Raw genomic sequence first — 21,784 nt, forward strand, 5'->3', positions numbered from 1 at the left:
AAGGGGCATTACATCTAAAATTTGAAAATAACGGCTTCAAAGCACTTTTTGGCAAAATTTTTACAAAAGTATCATTGCTAATATTATAAATTACTCAATTTCTTACTTTAAATCTCACTTCATGCAATATCCGGGTTAGGAGGCTTTTTATCCGGAGTGGTCGGCAGTATGTACGCAGTATCGGTAGGGTTTGTACTAATGTTTTTACTGGGTAATTTTAACAAAACTAAAGATACGGTGGCATCTGAAGCGATAATATTAATGAGGCTTGCAGATACTATAAATTGGCTTCCGCCTTCAGTAAGATCAGATATTTATCTGGATATTGAGAATTATACAAAGGATATTATCACACATGAATGGACATTAATGAAAAATGGAGAAAAAATCGATAATCAAGTACTTTCTTATCTACAAAATATTATCAAAGTAATTAAGGCTTATGAAGGAAACGGCTCAATGCAATTATTTATTAAGCAAAAAATATTTAATGAGATTCAAGACCTTTATACAGTGCGAGACAATAGAATTAAAATGTCATATTTTTCCTTAAATGTTCCATATTGGGTTATTATATTTATAATGACAATTATTAATTTAATACTTGTTTGTATGCTCGGTACTAAACTCTATCTTCATAGAATTTTGGTTATGTTAGTTTGTATTACTTCGGCCTCAATGATATTTTTAATATTTATCTTAGATAAACCGTTTAGCCCGGATATTGCATGAAGTGAGATTTAAAGTAAGAAATTGAGTAATTTATAATATTAGCAATGATACTTTTGTAAAAATTTTGCCAAAAAGTGCTTTGAAGCCGTTATTTTCAAATTTTAGATGTAATGCCCCTTACCCCATTTTTTCTAAGCACCGGGAACAGTGCTAATCTAGGTTATTCTAATGCTAATTTCTTCATCACATGATTCCATACCTGTCGGTAAGGATATGATGAAGATAACAAAAACTTAATACGCCTAGTATTACGGATAATTACTACCCCAATTTTTAATAATTTTAAACGTATTGTACCTATTTGTGCTTTTGCTAATGCACTACCTTGTAATAAATTACCTCTGATATATTCTACTAAAGTGTATGCAAGACCCGATAAAATCATTCTGAGCTGATTAGCCCACCATCTATGACAAGAAGTACGATCTGCAAATAATTCTAGTTGTTGCTCTTTTATACGGTTTTCCATATCACCACGACCACAGTAAACTTTGTCGTATAAATCTTCAGGTTTATCTGATAAATTAGTTACTATATACCTTGGATTTTCTCCAAGCATTGTCATTTCTGCCTTACCAATTATTCTACGTTCATGACTCCAACTACCAGCCTTATATGGAAACTCACTAAAAAGACGTTGCTTTTCTTGGGTTATAATAAATGCTGCTTTTGACTTCTCCATTGTAGGTTTCAGTAACTCATTTAGTCTGTTATTTTGGGGCATTCCTACAATATATTTTATATTATGAATATCACACCAATCAAACATCTGATGACGACAAAATCCACTATCACCACGAAAAATAATCTTTACCTCTGGCCAAGCTTGGCGAAAACGTTTTACTAACAATGATAATATTGCCCAAGAATGTTTTGCTTGATCCTGCTTTGACGTCCTAAGATAACTAACTAACAGATGCTTTCCACAAAAAACATACAAAGGTAAAAAGCAATTATGACCGTAATAACCATGATAAAACTTACCTTCCTGTTGCCCATGAATTTCATCATCCGTAGCATCAAAATCAAGTATTAGCTGCTTTGGTACTATTTTATGAGACTTAATAAATTTATCAAGCATTAGTTCATGCACTTTAATTGCAAAGTGTCTATCAGCATTGTTTTCTATACGACATAAGGTAGAACTACTTGCCATATCATCAATTGTTTCCATAGCTGTTTGCATAGCAGGACATTTTCGTAGATAATTGTGGTCATTTAAATCTTCATAACCTAATGCAATACCATAAATTCGTTGCCTCAGCATTGTTGCCATATTATGGGTAATTTTACTACCATCTCGTCTATCAGGAAATATTTTAGCAAGCTCCTCTGTTATACCAAGCCTTTTATCTGCTTCTCTTAATAACAACACACCTCCATCGCTACTAATATCACCTCCAGTGAAATTTATCTCTATTGTCCGATTTTTTACTTTGGAAAACTGGTAACTATATGCTATACAATTTGTCATGACAAAATCCTTTGTATTATTCTAATGAAATACCAGTATTATACAGCTTTACGAGGATTTTGTCTCCTATATCTCATGCAATATCCGGGTTAGGGGAGAGTTTGCAATCGATCAAACTGATTTACAAAATGCTATCTTTTATATAAACGCTAAAATTGAAGTATTTTGGGTTCTGTGAACAAAATTTAAATTAATCTATTTTAGTTCTTTTTAACGGCATTGTTGCATGTATCAAATTTTTGATGTCATTCTAGCTAAAAGTGGGAATCCAGAGAATATTTAAGCGAATTATATAGTAAATTTTTATATAATTTTGCTTATTTTAAGTGTTTTTTCTAGATTCCCGCTTTCGCGGGAATGACACAAAGTGTAAAACCGATACATGCAGCAACGCCTTCGTGGCTTCGTCATGACGGATTTTTATTAATTTCTCAATCCATGCAACAACGCCGTATCGGCGAAACAATGCCACGCAGAAATAACACACTCTTCTTAGCTATAATATTCCTTACCGATTTCAATTTTCGGACGGTTGTTAGTTGTCCGCCAGTCATTAGTGTCACGAAAAGAAAAGATGCAACCGCAAAATTCCTGCTTATAAAAATTTTCTTCTTTGGCAATTTCGTACATTCTGCTACTACCGCCGTCTTTACGCCAATTATACGTCCAGTAAGTAATACCGTCATAATGTGAAGCGGCTTTAATACCGGACTCGTTAATTTGATTCATATCCTTCCATCTTGAAATGCCTAAGGAACTAGTAATAACCTTAAAGCCGTTTTCGTAAGCATAAAGGGCAGTACGCTCAAAACGCATATCGAAACACATACTGCAGCGTTTACCTCTTTCCGGTTCGTATTCCATTCCTTTAGCCCTAGCAAACCAATTTTGCGGATCGTAATCGGCATCAATAAATTTTATATTATGCTTTTCGGCAAATCTAATATTTTCATTTTTCCGTAACTCATATTCTTTTTTAGGATGGATATTGGGATTATAGAAAAAAATAGTCAGGTCTATTCCGGCGGTTATCATTTTTTCCATAAGAGGACCTACGCAAGGTGCACAACAAGAATGCAATAAAACTTTATTTTCTCCTTCTTCAGGTAATTCAAAAACTTCACTCATGACTCTATCAAACTTTTTTTATAGGTTTCTTTGTAAAACCGCAAAATTATAGAAGATAATAACGCCAGCACAATCAAATAGTACGAAATTGCATATTTGTCACCGGTGAATTTTGTCAGCATCATCCCCATTACCGGTGCAGTACCGCCGAATATTGCCGCCGCTAAATTATAGGAAAGTGCAACTCCCGTAAACCTTACGCTGGTCGGGAATATTTCCACTAGCACGGTTGGAATAGGTCCCATATAAATAGCAATAATTCCGGCAAATACTATTTGTGACAGAAGTGCTAGGCAGAAATTCATTGATCCCAAACATATAAAAATCGAATAAACAAGTAGGATCATTAAGACAATTCCCCATATTAATACCGGACGCCGACCGATTTTATCGGAAATATAAGCAGAAATAGGAAATACAACCATCATAGTGATAAGTATCGCACTACTAACTATAGAGCTTTGATGATTACTATACCCAAGCGTTTTCATGAAATTACCGATAAAAACCGTTGAGGTATAAAAAGGTGCAGTTACCGTAATATAAAGACCGATGGCTATAATCAGCTCACGCCAATATTTAGTTAGCGTTTCCCGAAGGGGGGAACGTGCTAAACGCCCGCTTTCTTTGGCTTTTTTATAGATAGGGCTTTCCGATAAATTTTTTCTAATATATAGCCCTACCGAGCTGATAAATAAACCGGCAATAAAAGGTATCCTCCAACCCCAATTATAAAGGATATCCGGAGGCATAAAATAAGAGAAACCGGCAGCCGTGGCAAGACCAAGGAGCATACCGGCACACATACTAACGAAAGAAGCACTACCTGCAAGCCCTCTTTGTTCTAAAGACGCATGTTCTACGATATAAGAGATACAGCCGCTAAATTCTCCACCGAGAGAAAAACCTTGTATTAATCTGATAATGGTTAAGATTATAGGAGCAGCAAGCCCGATAGTATTATAACCGGGTAATAACCCGATACCGGCGGTCGGTACCGCCATTGTTATAATACCTACTACTAAAGCAATGCGTCGACCGAATTTATCACCGATATTGCCGAAAATAATCCCGCCGAGCGGTCTTACTATAAAGCCTGCGGCAAACACGGCAAAAGTTAGTGTTTCACGCATTTCTGAATCAGGAAAAAAATGCTGACCGATTATATAAGCAAATTGAGCATATAATGCATAATCATACCATTCAAGGGCATTGCCGATCATGCCGGATATTACGACCTTTCTCATCAAGTTACTTTGTATTTTATATATCTCAAATAAAGAATAATAAAGTTAATAGCCCCTATTCACAAGCAAAAAATAGTTGATATAAATATGATTATTGTTGGGTAAACCATTGAATCCCCTGTTATCGTCATTGCGAGGCGGTATTGGTGTTGTTGCGTGGATTGAATTTTTGTAAAGCATACGGTGTCATTCTAGTTCCTTGATCACGGCATCCAGTCTTTTTATTAAGCTTTTTTCTGGATACCGTGGTCAAGCCACGGTATGACATCGGAACTATTTTTTGATCCATACAACAACGCCCGCCATAGCTAGAATGACATTGAAGTGTTAAGCTATGGCTACAAAGCAATTCTTTTTAGGCAATACCCTTTTAGCGATATTTTAACCATTTTCATTATAAAAAAAGTCGGGTTTTTAAGCCCGACCTTCTTTAAAAAGATAAATTAGATATTGTAACTTTTATTGATGTACAACAGTTACAGCTCTACGATTATAAGCATAAGCTTCTTCATTATTTCCCATCATAGCCGGTCTATCTTTACCGTAAGATATGATGTTTATTCTGTCCTGCCCAACGCCTTTCCGTGTTAAGAATTTTTGTGCAGCGGTTGCTCTTCTTTCGCCAAGACCTAGATTGTACTCTCTAGTACCTCTTTCATCGCAATGTCCTTCAACCGTAGCTTTTACATGAGGATGTCTAGATAACCAGCAAGCTTGTTTTTCTAGCTCTTCTTTACTTTTTTCGGATAAAGCGGAACTATCGAAAGCAAACCATACTGCATTACCGGCACTTTTTTCAAAATCTTTCATTAAAGAAGTTTCTTCGCCTTGATTCATCATACCGTCAGTTTGTGCGGTTCTTTTTGAAGTATTACAGCCGGCAAGAAGAAATAAAGCAAGAACAGCTAGTGTAATTTTTTTTGTTGTCATAATTAAACTCCTTTAAGTTTTAAATATTATTATTATATATTAATTATTTAGTCGGTTATCTTAAAATTGATAAGTACAACCCGACTAAAAGCTATGTAAGTTAGTATATATTATTATTTCACCAGTTAAAAGACTAAAATATAACTATATGTCGTTAGCACTGCTTTAATGTGGTAAAAATATCATTTTTATGTAGAGTAAGGCATTGTTGCATGACCGAATTTTTACAAAGCGTTCAGTGTCATTCTAGTTCCTTGATCACGGCATCCAGTCTTTTTATTAAGGTTTTTTCTGGATACCGTGGTCAAGCCACGGTATGACACCATACTTGTAATAACCATAATACGGTAAATTATGAACCATGCAACACGCCTACTGTTATTTCTTAATTAAGCTCTTTATTTTTTCTACCACGCTCGTTAATTTATTTATATCACTTCCGCCGGCTTGGGCAATGGTGGGTTGCCCGCCACCGCCGTTACCGCCTAAAAACAAGGAAAGTTCTTTTGCTATATTACCGGCGTTAAGCTTATTGCTAATATTTTTACTAACCGCAACAGTAATATATAATGTACCGATACCCTCGGCAATATATAACACTACTAAATCTGCCATTTTTGTTGTTAATTGTTCCGCAGCTTGACGTAATATTTTATTATCTATATTTCTTAGTCTTTTGTAGATTAGCTTTATGCCCGATACCTCTATAGCTTCCTTGGTAATTTGCTCTATGCTTAAATCAAGAGCAGCTAGTTGTGTTTTAAATAATTCTTTTTCTGCTTCTTTGGTACGATTAAGAATATTATCTACTTTATTAATCAACTCATTTCTATTAGTTCGTAAAATATTTTCTAGCGACTTTAGTATAAAATCGTTGTCCCTCATTAATTTTAAAACGAATTCTCCGCAAACGGCTTCTATTCTTCGGATTCCTGCCGCTATAGCACTTTCACTAACAATTTTAAAACAACCGATATCGCCGGTTCGCTTGACATGCGTACCGCCGCATAACTCTAGCGAGTAATCACCGCTCATTGATACTACTCGTACTTCTTGATCGTATTTTTCGCCGAATAGAGCCATTGCACCTAGTTTAATTGCTTCATCGGTAGACATTAAAGCAGTATTTACTTTATGGTTATCTCTAATGATTTGATTTACTTTATCTTCAATTAAATTAATCTCTTCGCCGCTAATAGCCTTTGAATGACTAATATCAAAACGTAAATGATCAGGTGCAACTAATGAACCTTTTTGCGTTACATGTTTGCCCAATATTTCATGTAATACCGCATGTAATATATGAGTAGCGGAATGATGAATTTTTAAGTTTTGCCGATATCTAATATCAATACTAAAGCTAGCAGTATCGCCTTTTTTGATTATGCCTTCATTTAAAAGACATTCATGAACGATTATAGAACCCAAATATTTTAAAGTATTAATTACTTGAATCTTGCTATTTTGTGAAGTAATAAACCCTATATCACCCATTTGACCGCCGGACTCGCCGTAAAAAGGCGTTTGATTGCTAACTAATAAAAACCGCTCACCTACTTCCTTAATATCATCTACTAACGAGTTATTTTTTATTAAAGCAATTACTGTGCCCTCAGTCTCATTAAGTGTATAACCTAGGAACTCGGTACTACCGAATTCCGCTTTTATATCAAACCAACGCTGATCGGTTTTAGATTCACCTGAACCGAGCCATGATTGTCGTGCACGTTCTTTTTGCTGTTGCATATTTTGGTCAAACCCTGCATGATCAACAGAAATTTGACGATTTTTTAAGATATCTTCAGTTAAATCAAGCGGGAAGCCGTAAGTGTCGTATAATTTAAATGCTATTTCTCCCGATAATTTACTACCGCTTGTTAAGGTTTTTACTTCTTCATCAAGTAATTTTAGACCACGTTCTAGGGTAGTTTTAAATCTAATTTCCTCTTGCTCTAAAATACTAGCAGTAAATTCTTCTGCTCTTTTTAGCTCAGGATAAGCATCACCCATTAAATCTACTAATTTCGGTAATAACTTATATATTAGCGGTTCTTTGCTACCGAGTATATGTGCATGTCTCATAGATCTACGCATAATGCGTCGTAAAACGTAGCCCCTTCCTTCGTTTGAAGGCATTATCCCGTCGGCAATTAAAAGGCTGCTGCTCGCAAGTGATCGGCAATTACTCGGTAAGAAAATTTAGCTTCGCCTTCGACCTTAACTTTTACTATATTTTCAGTGAAGTTTATTATTTCTTTAAATAAATCTATATCGTAATTATTATTTACATTTTGCATTACGGCGGTGATGCGTTCAAGCCCCATGCCGGTATCGATCGATTGTTGCGGTAGCGGAATTCTAGTATCTTTATTTGTCTGTTCATATTGCATAAATACCATATTCCAGATTTCAATAAAACGATCGCCGTCTTCATCTTTCGTGCCGGGCAAACCGCCTTTTACGTGTTCGCCGTGGTCATAAAAAATCTCCGAACACGGACCGCACGGACCGATATCACCCATTGACCAAAAATTATCATTTGTTTTAATTCTAATAATTCTCTCATCACTTAGATTAGCTATTTTCTGCCAGTATAAAGCCGCCTCATCGTCGCTATGGAAAACCGTTACATATAGCTTTTCTTTAGGTAATTCAAATTCTTTTGTTAGAAGATTCCAAGCATAATATATAGCTTGTTCTTTAAAATAATCACCGAAAGAAAAATTACCTAGCATTTCAAAAAATGTATGATGTCTTGCAGTATAGCCGACATTTTCAAGGTCGTTATGTTTGCCGCCGGCTCTAAGTGATTTCTGACTAGTCACGGCTGTTTTATAAGCTCTTTTTTCTTGTCCGGTAAAGACGTTTTTAAACTGCACCATACCGGAATTAACAAACATAAGGCTGGGGTCATTGTGAGGAATCAACGAACTAGCCGGTACATGAGTATGATTATTAGCAGTAAAGTAACTTATAAATTTACTTCTAACTTCTTCGGTGGTAAATTTAGTCATAATAAGATATTATTGAATATGCCTTTTGGGTATTTTCGATGTCATTCCTGCTTTTGAGTGTTATTGCACGGATGCTAGAATCGTCATTGTGAGCTGCATAAGGCATTGTTGCATGGCTCGAATTTTTGATGTCATTCTAGCTAAAAGCGGGAATCCAGAAAAAAACTTAAAATAAGCAAAATTATATAAAAATTCACTATATAATGCACTTAAATATTCTCTGGATTCCCGCTTTTAGCTAGAATGACATACTGCCGATTTATCGAGCCAGGCGACAACGCCTTATGTGCCTGCAGGAATGACATCAATGTTTAAGTTAATATCAATCACAACTTTTAAATTGTCCCGATATTAAGATTTCTTTATACCTAAATGATTATAAGCAGTATAGTAAAAAAATATAATTAATTATGTTTAATTTAAACAAACTACGAAATATGCAATTAAACACGCAATTTATTACAAAATTCTTGAATAATTTATTAACTAATGTAAAAGTGCGTTGGTTGTATAAAAAAAATATTGTTATTTTATTTGGCAGCAAAGGTGTTTTTCTTAGTGCTTTTATAAAAAATAAGTTAGTAGAAAGTTTATTTATTCCCTTTGCAGATTCGATAGATTTAAACTTATATAAAAGTTTTTTTCATAAATTTAAAAATTCCGATGTTTTTTTCTTACTTGACGGTCTTGATTGCAAAATGCGCCATGATTCAATACCTATATTGCAATCGATAGTAAAAACTAACCCTATCGAGCAATTTATTAACGGCTATTTTAATAAAGACGATATAATAGCACATTATGTTTATAAGAAGACTACGACACCGAACGAGCTTTGGTCTACTTTAATTATGTCTAGTCCTTATCAACCGCCTTTGAGCGACATAGGTGAATGTGTATTTGAAAACAAATCACTAACCTTTAAAGGAATTTATTTTTTAGCGTTAGAATTTAAAATTATCCTTGATAAAATAATAAAAAATACTCAGCAAAATAAATATGCCGATTATTTTCAGATCTGTGTATTTATTTTAGAAGCAAGCGGCATTAAATTTATTATAAAACATCAAGATAATATAATTTCTATGCGTACCTTCGAATATCCTCCCGATAAATCGGAGTCTTATATTCAAGGAATTATTGAACAAGAAATAAATGATTGTTTGTTATTATTTAAAAACTATATCGGTAACTTAAACAATGAAGCGTGTATAATTTTTATAGTAGAACCTGAATTACAAACTTTATTACAACAATCAAATTTTGAAAATCATCCTGTAATTTTCATCCCCGCAGATGGGATATTAAATGAAGTAAATTTAACCGCTAATAAATTCTTAGACGTTAATGTTAGCAAATTATTTATCAAATATAAAAATTTCCGAGCAACTAATATTTATTTAAAATCAATAGAAAAGCTTAACTTTATCGGCTCCCTAATATTTAAATTATTTAGTTTCGGTATGATTATATTGCTTATTATAGCAGGGGCTACTAAATACAAAACATTACGAAACAACAAAGCATCACTTTTTTTTAGTGAAAAATATTACGCAACGACCCAACAATATGATGAGGTAAAACGTAAATATCCTTACATTCAAAATACCACTAATTTAGCAGACTTATATGTGATAGAAAAATTATTGGAAGCACCGGTAACATTACCGTTTGATTTGTTAGAAAAATATATAACAACTTTAGGACCGCCTTTTCAGCTAAAAGAAATCACATGGGAATTGACTGACGTAGATAACATATTATTGATGTCTAAAAGATATTTAAATGTTAGCATTCTGCTTAATTTTATAACTACTAACTTATCGGTAACAGAATCTATAAACAAATTAAATGACCATATAAAACTTATCCAAGATACTATGACCGACAAAAATATTAAACTCAATATCACCGTATCTAAAGATAAAATAATTAATATATCCGGTAAGGTAGTAATACCGTTATTCATTAAATATAGCCAAAAAGGATAAGAATATGTTTACAAAATATATTATGTATTTAAAAAATTATATTTTTTTTCAATTTGTCGTATATTTTTTTTGTACTTCACTAATTATTATCCTAATACAAAGTCTTAAGCAAGAGTATAAGGACTCTACTATTAGGAAACAGAGTGCCCAAGAAGCTCTAACGGAAGAAACTTTAAAATTATATTCTATAGTTAATTCTAAAGGAGAGCTATTAGAAGCTTATACCAAATATGCCAATTTAAGTATTCATAAGAGAACCGACTGTTTAAACCATCATGAGCTTATACCGAAAATACAAAGTCTTGCCGATAAATATAAATTAGCTGAACCCATTGACGTAACTATCAATACAGTCTTCCTAAAAAATAATATTCAGGAATTTCAAGACGAGCATGAAAAAATTAATATAGATAATTATAGTGTGAATTTAAAATTTGCAGCCCAAGATTTCAATACGTTTTTACAAATATTTCGAGAAATTTATTCTTATATGCCGGTTAACACTATCGTAGCTTTTGTACGGGTACGTAACGAGGAAGTACTTACTCCTAAAACTATTTATAAACTTTCAACAGCAAAATCCCCTGATTTTATTTATGCTAAATTAACTATGTATATTAGAGAATTAGTATCAAAAGACTAACTATAAATAATATGATTATATTAAATAATATTAATTCTCAATTGTTTAAAAAAGATATTATGAATAATTTTATTGATAATATCTCGAGCCTTACATGTTCAACACTGGCAAATATTATTTCTATAGACTATGTAATAAGGCTTAACTCTAAACCTGATGCTAAAAAATATATTGCTTCTTGCATTCACAAATTAAAAACTTTTTTAGGTCATAAGGTCATAAACGACGATAGTTTTTCAGTAGCTTTAACGTTATTTGCCGTAGCTATTACACCTGAAGATACAAATACTGCTCATAAAGATAATATTTTAGAGCAATCGCAAGATATAGTGGCGGAGAATTTAGTAAATATTTATTTTAAAGATATGGTTATAAGCGATGCTGATAAAGTAGCAATTAAAGCAGTATTTAAGAATTTATTAAAGGAAAAAAATTCTAACAATATAATTAATTATATTCAATCTAATCCAGAATTATTTTGTAGCTCGGTAATGTATGCAATAAAGAAATATCAGAAGCAAGACGAGATAAATTTATATATAAAAAAAGAAATTGATAAAGTATTAGAAATTTCTTTAGAATTTACTAAAAAAAATAATACATTTAAACAAGCCGCCGGCAAAATTGCCAGTGCTATTTGTGCACTAGCCATCGGAGCAATTAGCATTGCAACAGCCGGTGCTACCTTTTCCCTCATAGTTATACCGACTTCTATTTTTGCTATAAAATACGCACCTCAAATCGGCGAAAAAATCGGCGAGTTGATTTTAAATAACGATTCGGTAATAAAGTCTAAAGAGAAAGAAATTAATGAATTCAAAACTGAAATTCAAAATAATAATCAAGCTTTTTTGGTGCAAGAAAAAGCAAAAGAGCGTAATAAAAATAAAGAAGTAGAAACTACAATTTCTCCTAACAAAATAAATCTTGCAAAGGAAAATATTAATAAAGTTAAAAAGCCGCAACATGAAAAACACAGATAGATCACTTGAAAATCCTACGTCATTACGAGCGACTAAAGGCGTTGTTGCTTGGCTCGAAAAAAGTGCTATATGTCATTCCCGCGAAGGCGGGAATCCAGAAAAATACTTAAAATAAGCAAAATTATATAAAGATTTACTATATAATGTGCTTAAATATTCTCTGGATTCCCGCCTTCGCGGGAATGACATCAAATCACGTCGGTACTTCGTACCTCCTCGCAATGACGAGGTAAAATCGATCCATACAATAACGCTTTCAGGATGACGGAAGATAGGCTCTACGATAACTTAGAATTTACACCGGTGTGGAAAGCTGTTATGCTATACAGCGTCATTCAGGAAGCTTGATACTGATACAAGCAAATTTTTCGGCATTCGCCTATGCTCACGTACTCTAACTCTAGTACGGTAGCTTAGCTCTTCCTCAAATTCATCTTGTCTGAAGCGATCGAGATTTAGCTGTAGTCAATTCTTTAAAATACAATTAATAGTTATTTATGAGTATAACAATCCATTCAACCGAAGATTTTCACAAGATGCGAGTAGCGGGGAAGTTGGCGGCTGAAACTTTAGATTTTATTACCGATTATGTAAATCCCGGAGTTACTACGAACACTTTGAATAACCTTTGTCATGATTTTATTATTGCGAGTGATGCTATTCCGGCACCTTTAAATTATAAAGGGTTTCCAAAATCGATTTGCACGTCGATAAATCACGTAGTATGTCACGGTATCCCAAACGATAAACCGCTAAGGAACGGCGATATAATTAACATTGATGTAACCGTAATTGTTGACGGATGGTATGGTGATACTAGTCGTATGTATTATGTCGGTGAGGTGGCGATTAAACCGAAGCGGCTTATTCAGGTTACCTATGATGCCATGATGAAAGGTATTGAAATAGTTAAGCCCGGTGTACATTTCGGTGATATAGGGCATGTTATCCAAACTTACGCCGAGAAGCATAATTATTCGGTGGTAAGAGATTATACGGGGCACGGTATCGGTCAAGTTTTTCATGACGAGCCGACTGTATTAAATTACGGAACTAAAGGCACGGGGGCAGTACTTAAAGAAGGTATGTTTTTTACTATTGAGCCGATGGTTAATGCCGGTCATTATGCTACGCATTTAAGCAAACTTGACGGCTGGACGGTTACCACCCGTGATAAATCTTTATCGGCGCAATTTGAACATACTATAGGAGTCACGAAAGACGGTTTTGAAATATTTACTATGTCGCCTAAAAATCTTTGTTTTCCTCCGTATGTGTAAACCGTCACCCTGTGGCTATGATGCTCTTGCTGCAGGGCTCGAATTTTCTATGTCATTCCCGCGAAGGCGGGAATCCAGAAAAAACACTTAAAATAAGCAAAATTATATAAAAATTTACTATATAATTCGCTTAAATATTCTCTGGATTCCCGCCTTCGCGGGAATGACATACTGCACTTTTTTCGAGCCATACAACAAGCTCGTCTACTATGGTCTTGCTGCATAGTCGGCGGGAACTCGATACGACACATATTTAATTAGAAATGCTATATGAAAAGTAACTTATATTTAAATAATTTTAATGTTTGGGATTTAACGTACGAAAATGATATTGAAAAAGTTGAGAGTCTTAACGAAGCTGCTGAAGATGATCCTAATCATATAAGACCGCATTATATAGGGCATCGAAAGCGAGTAAAGCAACGTCTTATTAATGCCGGCGGAGCATCGGGGTTTTCCGATTATGAGTTACTAGAACTGATATTATTTTCTGCTATCCCTCGCAAAGACGTAAAACCTTTAGCAAAAAAATTGTTGGAAAAATTTAAAAATCTTACTAATTTAATTAGCCTTGATAAGGATAAGTTACTCACTATAAGCGGTACAAATGAAAATTTATACGTTAATTTTGCGGTAATGCGTGAGTTAATCAATAGGGTATTAAAACAGAGAATAACGAATAAAAATATTATCGGGTCATGGGGAGCTTTAGTTGATTATTTGAAAGTTACAATGAGTAGTATGCCGTTAGAGCAGTTTCGTATATTATTCTTGAATAAAAAAAATATTTTAATTGCCGATGAAGTTTTAAGCCAGGGTACCATTGACCAGGCGGCAATATATCCACGGGAAATAATAAAACGAGCGTTATTTAACGAAGCGAGTGCAATTATATTAGTTCATAATCATCCAAGCGGTAGCTCCCAGCCTTCAAAAGCTGATATTGATACGACCCGTAAAATAGTAGAAACTTGCCATACCGTAAATATATCGGTACATGATCACGTTATTATAGCTAATAATGATTATTTTAGCTTCAAATCTAATATGTTATTATGACTTATATAAATAGCTATATATTATTATTCGTTTGTTCGATGGTAGCGACGAGTTTACTGACAAGGTTATTAATTCGCTATCTTGCTTCTTTGGGAGTGGTGGACGTACCAAGCAACCGTCGCTCACACGATAAAGTAACGCCGCGAGGGGGCGGGCTTGCTATCGTAATTGTCGTAACTATAGCTTTTAGTCTGTTTGAATATTTAACTACCGATGCACTTATTACTTCAATAAAAATTATCCCGCTGTTATTTGTTATTGCGGCAGTGTCGTTTTGGGATGATTTAAAACCTATATCCGCCTTTATTCGGCTAATAGTTCATTTAATTTGCTCTGCTTTTGCCGTTTTCTTTTTTTTATCGCCTGTAGTGTCGCTTGATTATGACCTACCTTTATATATCATTTTTACCTTAGCGGTTATTGCTTTAAGCGGTTTCACAAATATTTATAATTTTATGGACGGCATAGACGGTATTAGTTGTATGCAGTCGATTCATCTATCAATTACGATGTTGCTGTTATGCTATTTACAATCTTATGCAATCGCAAATCTATATTTTATAGTTACTTTAAGCACTATTATACTTGGCTGCTGTTCCGGTTTTTTGATATTTAATTGGCATCCGGCTAAGGTATTTTTAGGGGATATCGGCAGTATTAGCCTTGGCTTTTTAACAGGTCTTTGTTTGCTTTTACTTAGCTCTTCCGGCATCCATTTGTTTATCGCCTGTTTTATTGCGGTATTATATTATATTGCCGATGGCGGTCTCACTATCTTAATTAGACTTATTAATAAAGAAAAAATTTGGCAGCCTCATTTAAAACATTTTTTTCAAAAAGCGGTACAAAACGGTAAAACCCATAAGCAAGTAGTAAGCAGCGTTGCCGTCTGTAATATATTCTTAATGATATTGTCCGTGACTTCTTTATATTATCCTATTATATCTATTATGCTTGCTTTGGCGGTAATGTTACTCACTTTAGTTAAGTTATTAAAATGAAACCTATTAAAGATAATCTAGATTTAATTCTTAGACGAGTTTTAAATAAGCAACATCCGCTACTTGCTGAAATTGTGATTAATTGGCACAAAATTGTCGGCAGCACAATTAGTGCTAAAGCACGTCCTTTAAAAATAACCTCCAGCATACATAAAGGACAGAAAACAAATATACTTCATATACAAATAGAGAATTCTGCAGTCCATCCGGAAATTGCTTTTCAGCAAGAAATAATATTAGAACGCATTGCCATTTACTTAGGTTTCAAAGCAATACATAGTTTACGAATAATGGTTTATAAAAGCTCGGAATAATATCCAAACCGTCATGGTGAGAAACCATTGTTATATGGATAGAATTTTTGATGTCATTCTAGCTCAAGGCGGGAATGACATAGAACATGCTTTAACCTGTCCATGCTACAATGCCTGTGCCTCCTACAATGACGAGCTTCGATTATCCACTCAGGCGTCGCCTCCTTTTAATTCTTCATTTCTTCAAACGACAACATAATAACACAATAGATTAATGAAATTTAATAGTTGTATAAAAACTACAGATATTTTTATTAATTTCCTAAGCCTATTTTTCTAATAATTTATATAGACATAGCAAAATCACCACTATATATTACTGTACCTTAATATATTTTTAACAAAAATATAAAAATTTCTTAATAAACTTATCTAAGGTATAATCTCATGAACAACTCCCGGAAAATTCTTAATAAAATATTTAAAACAGGCTTAGTAACTGCCTCTAGCCTGACTTTGCTAATGGGTAACGGTGCATTTGCGGCGGCAGGGGGAGACCAGCGCCGGAAGCTAGACAAGCTAAAGAAAATGGATCTAATAAATCATCTGGCATAGGTAGGAAGGATCATAGAGAAATAAACATTGAAACAGGGAAAGGGCTAAGCGGTGAAAAGGATCATATACCTTTTATCCCCGGCTCTACACTACAATTAAATGATAGAACGGCTACTATTAATACCGGTAAGCAAGAAAATAATATATGTGCACTTGATTTACATGGGCAAAACGCTACCCTTAATGTGGAAAGAAATATTAAATTAGGCTCCGTGGTTAATACAACAGAAGGAGATAAAAAGCTTCAAGTCACAATTAATGATGGACAAGCTTTAACTTTAACCGGCACCGGCACAGACGATAATTTGAAATTTTTATCCGGTACTGAAGCAATGCCTAATAGTTATGATGCCCTGGGCAAGGTAACTTTAAAAGGAAACGCAGCAGAATTAGTGATAAATTCTGCCGATCGTAAGGAGATAACATTCGAAACGTCTATAAACGGTAAGAATAATAAGAACGGTAACTTAATTATTAATACACCGGCAGTATTTACTAAAAGCATCGGCAATCAACATTCCTTAAATGAAATAAACATTAACGCAACTACAGTTACGTTTAATGGAGCAGAAATTAAAGCCGATAAGGTTAACCTAACAACCGCTGAGTCAAGTTTTAATATTAACAATAAAGGCGTAGCAGTGTTAACCGGTGATGTAGATAATATTAGCGGACAAGACGGGAAGGGGCAATTAATTATAACAGGAGAAAATAGTCGAATAACCGGAAATATAGGAGCTACAAATTCACTGCAAGCGATAAGTATTGGGGAAGGTACAACTATTTTGCAAGGTCAGATAATTAAAGCTAAGTCAGTTGTTTTTGTTGCTGATAACTCTAGTTTGTATCTTGACAAGCAAGGAACAATATTAACCGGTAATATGTGTTTCGACGGCTACGATGCTAAGCTTTACGTTGCTGATGATATATTAATAAAGGGTAATCTAACAAACTATAATGATGAGAAAGTAGTAGGTGAAATTAACTTTCAGGGCAGTGGAGTAGTTCAAGGGAATATAGGTCAAAGAAATATAGAAGGTGAGGCATTAAAAGATATTAACATTCAAGGCGGCGATACAAAAATAGTTGAATTGCAGGGGGATGTTACCACGAAAAATTTGAGTTTTGTTCCTGCTAATGGACATGACGCCGGTATCGTGCAAATAGGCGGTGATTTAATAGCAGAAAATGTTATATTTGCTAACGGCAACGCTCAGGGCGGTATATTAGAATTTAACGGACAAAATGAAAACGGTTATACTTTTAGCAGTAAGATAGAAAACGGCGATAACGCCACGCTTAAAGTTAATACTTACGAACTTACGGCAAATGATGTAACTATCGGTGATATCAAAACAATTGATATCAAAGGTAACAATACCTTAATAATTGATGCTAATCTTGCGGATGTTAATTTGCTGGATAATGGTAATAAAATCAATTTTGAGGGAGAAGATTCTACATTAATACTAACTAATTCTAGTATTAATGATGATATGACTATAACACTCGCTAATACTCTTGATACGGGAAATAATAATTTGGGTCAAGTTGTAATAAATTCCGTAGAAGCCGGTAAGATATTAACTATTGCTAGTGCCGACAATATTACCCTTGGTACCGAGGCTCACAAATTAAAAAAATTAATTTTTATAGGTGCAGGAAGCATTGATATATATCCTGATATTTTTGCTACTAACATAAAGGTTGGTAATGCAGTAACCTTAGCTGACGGTAGAAACATTACCGGTGATGTTTTGGGTGATGCTAATAGTAGTATAGAGTTTTTAGGCGACGGCGAGATCAATGGCAAGATCGATGGTCTTAAAATGTTAAAGGTCGGTAAAGGAAACGTATTGCTCCAAGCAGACGATTATTATGTGATTAACGAGATTCAGGGAACCGGTACCAAGATGTTAACCTTACCGAAAAACTTTAACCCGGATATTGCATGAGATATAGGAGACAAAATCCTCGTAAAGCTGTATAATACTGGTATTTCATTAGAATAATACAAAGGATTTTGTCATGACAAATTGTATAGCATATAGTTACCAGTTTTCCAAAGTAAAAAATCGGACAATAGAGATAAATTTCACTGGAGGTGATATTAGTAGCGATGGAGGTGTGTTGTTATTAAGAGAAGCAGATAAAAGGCTTGGTATAACAGAGGAGCTTGCTAAAATATTTCCTGATAGACGAGATGGTAGTAAAATTACCCATAATATGGCAACAATGCTGAGGCAACGAATTTATGGTATTGCATTAGGTTATGAAGATTTAAATGACCACAATTATCTACGAAAATGTCCTGCTATGCAAACAGCTATGGAAACAATTGATGATATGGCAAGTAGTTCTACCTTATGTCGTATAGAAAACAATGCTGATAGACACTTTGCAATTAAAGTGCATGAACTAATGCTTGATAAATTTATTAAGTCTCATAAAATAGTACCAAAGCAGCTAATACTTGATTTTGATGCTACGGATGATGAAATTCATGGGCAACAGGAAGGTAAGTTTTATCATGGTTATTACGGTCATAATTGCTTTTTACCTTTGTATGTTTTTTGTGGAAAGCATCTGTTAGTTAGTTATCTTAGGACGTCAAAGCAGGATCAAGCAAAACATTCTTGGGCAATATTATCATTGTTAGTAAAACGTTTTCGCCAAGCTTGGCCAGAGGTAAAGATTATTTTTCGTGGTGATAGTGGATTTTGTCGTCATCAGATGTTTGATTGGTGTGATATTCATAATATAAAATATATTGTAGGAATGCCCCAAAATAACAGACTAAATGAGTTACTGAAACCTACAATGGAGAAGTCAAAAGCAGCATTTATTATAACCCAAGAAAAGCAACGTCTTTTTAGTGAGTTTCCATATAAGGCTGGTAGTTGGAGTCATGAACGTAGAATAATTGGTAAGGCAGAAATGACAATGCTTGGAGAAAATCCAAGGTATATAGTAACTAATTTATCAGATAAACCTGAAGATTTATACGACAAAGTTTACTGTGGTCGTGGTGATATGGAAAACCGTATAAAAGAGCAACAACTAGAATTATTTGCAGATCGTACTTCTTGTCATAGATGGTGGGCTAATCAGCTCAGAATGATTTTATCGGGTCTTGCATACACTTTAGTAGAATATATCAGAGGTAATTTATTACAAGGTAGTGCATTAGCAAAAGCACAAATAGGTACAATACGTTTAAAATTATTAAAAATTGGGGTAGTAATTATCCGTAATACTAGGCGTATTAAGTTTTTGTTATCTTCATCATATCCTTACCGACAGGTATGGAATCATGTGATGAAGAAATTAGCATTAGAATAACCTAGATTAGCACTGTTCCCGGTGCTTAGAAAAAATGGGGTAAGGGGCATTACATCTAAAATTTGAAAATAACGGCTTCAAAGCACTTTTTGGCAAAATTTTTACAAAAGTATCATTGCTAATATTATAAATTACTCAATTTCTTACTTTAAATCTCACTTCATGCAATATCCGGGTTAACCTAATCGGTGCTATTAACTCAACCGGCGGCGAGCCTTTAAAATTAAACTTCACTAACGGCGGTAGCATTAGCGGTGTGGTTGGGACGGCGGCAAATCCGGTCGGTGACATTACAACAAACGGTGTGACAAGTTTTAATAGTGCCATTAATAGTAACGGTAATATTACATTATCAAAAGGCTCGACAACAAAATTTGTCGGTAATATAACCGCAACGAATGTAATAGCCGACGATGCTGTTATAATGGCTACTGACGACCTTGCTTTTAATAGTGATTTAACCGGTAGCGGTACCACGATTAGTTTAGGTACTTCGCAAATAACATATACGGGGCAGGCTAATTTTTCAGATCAGTTAACTATTTTAGCAAATTATGATGCAGAAACCCAAGACTGTGGTAACATATTAATTACAGCCGGCAGTAAAATAGACTTATCGCAAGTAACGGATTTACAAATTAATTTTACTGCTCCTGCTATAGATATTACCCAGATAGATGAAAATACTAAATACCGGTTAATATCTTCGGAAGACGGCAACGGGCTAGTAGTTCTACCTATCGATAGAATTAATATTACCCTGAACGATCAACAAAATCGTTTTGTTAAATGGTTTATAGATGAGTCGTCACTGACTATATCTGCTGCTGATACATCTAAGGAAGTATTAAAGAAAGAGGTGAAAGAAATTCACGATCCGCTCGTGAAAGAAGCTATGGAAGCATTACTTAGCGATAATAATAATGATAAAGATGTAGTAGAAAAACATCAATATAGCCCTGCAGTTGGTGAAGTTGTAAATCAATTAGGTCGTGTTGATAAAGATAGGACGCCGGAAATAATAAAACCCCTGATCCAAAATAAGATCAATCCATCGACTGTCGTTCGTATACATACAAAAGTAAATAATATAGTGAACGCTACCCTAAATACGAGAATGAATAATTTTGTAGCAGAAGCGGCAGGTGATGAAACGGAAACAAAGCTTGGTGTATGGGTGAGTCCTTTTATCGGTAATAGTGAGCAGAAAATAAAAGGTGACGTGAATGATTACAAAGCCAAATCAAGAGGTGCTACCGTCGGATTTGACGGTTTTGTAACCGACGATTTGTTACTCGGCACATCTTATACTAGAGCTTATACGATAATGAAGCATAAAAACGATAAGCTCGGTGATGAAAATAGAGTTAAGAGCGATATTTACTCTTTATACGGCTTATATGACGTACCGAATAGTAATTTATTCTTTAGCGGTATTGCCTTATATAGTAATAGTTTAGTTAAAAATTATTCGCAACGTCCGGTGATATTGGCGGGCGGAGTAATGAGTTATCAAACGGCAATCGGCAAACATAGATCGCATTCTTATACCGGACAGATTTTGGCAGGGTATGATTATTTGTCTTCCCAAGCAGTAAACTTAAAGCCGATGATAGGTATTAGATATTCTAAATCTAGAGATGCTAGCTATCTTGAGACCGGTACTTCGTTCCAAAATTTAACGGTTAAAGGTGCAACTTCCGACTTAGTTGAAGGAATAGTTGGTTTTAGAGCTTCTAAAAACATCAATACCGGTCATATGATCCTAACTCCGGAATTATATAGTTTTGTTCATCGTCATTTTAAAGATAAATCACAGCTCGTTGATGCAAGGTTACCGGGCATGACAAATCCGTTCCCAAACAGTAAAATTAACCAGGCTAAAATTAGCTTTAATGTTGGGGGCGGTTTGACTGCTAAATATAAAATGATGGAGTATGGTATTAATTACAATGTTAACATTGCAAATAAATATCTTGCCCAACAAGGTAGCTTAAAAATTAGGGTGAATTTCTAGCCCGGATATTGCATGAAGTGAGATTTAAAGTAAGAAATTGAGTAATTTATAATATTAGCAATGATACTTTTGTA

The 21,784-nt window shown here is 34.3% G+C and carries 16 protein-coding genes and 2 pseudogenes; 11 read left to right on the forward strand and 7 right to left on the reverse strand.

Annotated elements, in window-relative coordinates:
* Positions 1–168: 168 nt before the first annotated feature.
* Positions 169–732, forward strand: a complete 564-nt coding sequence (locus AAGD48_RS00085) for a hypothetical protein (protein ID WP_341789962.1) — start codon at positions 169–171, stop codon at positions 730–732.
* Between the two features lie 160 nt (positions 733–892).
* On the opposite strand, the gene AAGD48_RS00090 is transcribed toward AAGD48_RS00085, so the two are convergent.
* The 5 genes and pseudogenes from AAGD48_RS00090 to alaS all read right to left on the reverse strand — a co-directional run bounded on the left by AAGD48_RS00090 (position 893) and on the right by alaS (position 8,525).
* Complete coding sequence (locus tag AAGD48_RS00090; protein WP_341789277.1) at positions 893–2,206, reverse strand: IS1380 family transposase; 1,314 nt, start codon at positions 2,204–2,206, stop codon at positions 893–895.
* Between the two features lie 492 nt (positions 2,207–2,698).
* Positions 2,699–3,334 carry an epoxyqueuosine reductase QueH gene (locus tag AAGD48_RS00095; RefSeq protein ID WP_341789963.1) on the reverse strand — a complete coding sequence of 212 codons (636 nt, stop codon included), beginning with the start codon at positions 3,332–3,334 and terminating at the stop codon, positions 2,699–2,701.
* Positions 3,331–4,581, reverse strand: coding sequence for a metabolite/H+ symporter (locus AAGD48_RS00100; protein WP_341789964.1), 1,251 nt, complete (start codon positions 4,579–4,581; stop codon positions 3,331–3,333). The genes AAGD48_RS00095 and AAGD48_RS00100 overlap by 4 nt, the downstream gene beginning before the upstream one ends.
* 459 nt (positions 4,582–5,040) lie before the next feature.
* Entirely contained in the window at positions 5,041–5,511 is a 471-nt protein-coding gene (gene pal, locus AAGD48_RS00105; protein WP_341789965.1) for a peptidoglycan-associated lipoprotein Pal, read from the reverse strand.
* A 378-nt stretch (positions 5,512–5,889) separates the two neighbouring features.
* Positions 5,890–8,525 (reverse strand): annotated as a pseudogene (gene alaS, locus AAGD48_RS00110) (alanine--tRNA ligase).
* A gap of 437 nt (positions 8,526–8,962) precedes the next feature.
* Between alaS and AAGD48_RS00115 the strand changes: the two are divergent.
* Genes AAGD48_RS00115 through AAGD48_RS00125 form a run of 3 tightly spaced genes read left to right on the forward strand, consistent with a single transcriptional unit; the run spans position 8,963 to position 12,142 of the window.
* Positions 8,963–10,516 carry a hypothetical protein gene (locus AAGD48_RS00115; protein ID WP_341790797.1) on the forward strand — a complete coding sequence of 518 codons (1,554 nt, stop codon included), beginning with the start codon at positions 8,963–8,965 and terminating at the stop codon, positions 10,514–10,516.
* Positions 10,517–10,520: 4 nt separating this feature from the next.
* A complete protein-coding gene (locus AAGD48_RS00120) occupies positions 10,521–11,159 on the forward strand; it encodes a hypothetical protein (RefSeq protein ID WP_341789966.1) in 639 nt (212 codons plus the stop codon).
* Positions 11,160–11,161: 2 nt separating this feature from the next.
* Positions 11,162–12,142: an RP853 family protein gene (locus AAGD48_RS00125; protein WP_341790798.1), complete on the forward strand. Its 981-nt coding sequence runs from the start codon at positions 11,162–11,164 to the stop codon at positions 12,140–12,142.
* 351 nt (positions 12,143–12,493) lie between these two features.
* Here AAGD48_RS00125 and AAGD48_RS10575 read toward each other — a convergent pair.
* Positions 12,494–12,607 (reverse strand): annotated as a pseudogene (locus AAGD48_RS10575) (palindromic element RPE3 domain-containing protein); the annotation flags it as partial.
* 32 nt (positions 12,608–12,639) lie between these two features.
* Between AAGD48_RS10575 and map the strand changes: the two are divergent.
* From map to AAGD48_RS00160, 6 genes are all read left to right on the forward strand, one after another.
* Positions 12,640–13,422: a type I methionyl aminopeptidase gene (gene map / locus AAGD48_RS00135; protein WP_341789967.1), complete on the forward strand. Its 783-nt coding sequence runs from the start codon at positions 12,640–12,642 to the stop codon at positions 13,420–13,422.
* Between the two features lie 270 nt (positions 13,423–13,692).
* A complete protein-coding gene (gene radC / locus AAGD48_RS00140; protein WP_341789968.1) occupies positions 13,693–14,481 on the forward strand; it encodes a RadC family protein in 789 nt (262 codons plus the stop codon).
* Positions 14,478–15,482 (forward strand): glycosyltransferase family 4 protein, encoded by a 1,005-nt coding sequence (locus tag AAGD48_RS00145; RefSeq protein WP_341789969.1) that lies wholly within the window; start codon positions 14,478–14,480, stop codon positions 15,480–15,482. The genes radC and AAGD48_RS00145 overlap by 4 nt, the downstream gene beginning before the upstream one ends.
* Complete coding sequence (locus AAGD48_RS00150) at positions 15,479–15,796, forward strand: DUF721 domain-containing protein (RefSeq protein WP_341789970.1); 318 nt, start codon at positions 15,479–15,481, stop codon at positions 15,794–15,796. Before AAGD48_RS00145 ends, AAGD48_RS00150 begins: the two co-directional genes overlap by 4 nt.
* 767 nt (positions 15,797–16,563) lie before the next feature.
* The gene (locus AAGD48_RS00155) at positions 16,564–18,306 is read left to right on the forward strand and encodes a hypothetical protein (RefSeq protein WP_341789971.1); all 1,743 of its coding nucleotides are present in this window, start codon (positions 16,564–16,566) and stop codon (positions 18,304–18,306) included.
* Positions 18,307–18,379: 73 nt separating this feature from the next.
* Positions 18,380–19,693, forward strand: coding sequence for an IS1380 family transposase (locus tag AAGD48_RS00160; protein WP_341789277.1), 1,314 nt, complete (start codon positions 18,380–18,382; stop codon positions 19,691–19,693).
* 135 nt (positions 19,694–19,828) lie between these two features.
* Here AAGD48_RS00160 and AAGD48_RS00165 read toward each other — a convergent pair whose 3' ends face one another.
* Positions 19,829–19,984, reverse strand: a complete 156-nt coding sequence (locus AAGD48_RS00165; protein WP_341789972.1) for a hypothetical protein — start codon at positions 19,982–19,984, stop codon at positions 19,829–19,831.
* Positions 19,985–19,997: 13 nt separating this feature from the next.
* Between AAGD48_RS00165 and AAGD48_RS00170 the strand changes: the two genes are divergently transcribed.
* A complete protein-coding gene (locus AAGD48_RS00170) occupies positions 19,998–21,710 on the forward strand; it encodes an autotransporter outer membrane beta-barrel domain-containing protein (RefSeq protein ID WP_341789973.1) in 1,713 nt (570 codons plus the stop codon).
* Positions 21,711–21,784 lie beyond the last annotated feature (74 nt).

It is taken from the genome of Rickettsia endosymbiont of Polydrusus tereticollis, from assembly GCF_964026385.1.
GTDB lineage: Bacteria > Pseudomonadota > Alphaproteobacteria > Rickettsiales > Rickettsiaceae > Rickettsia.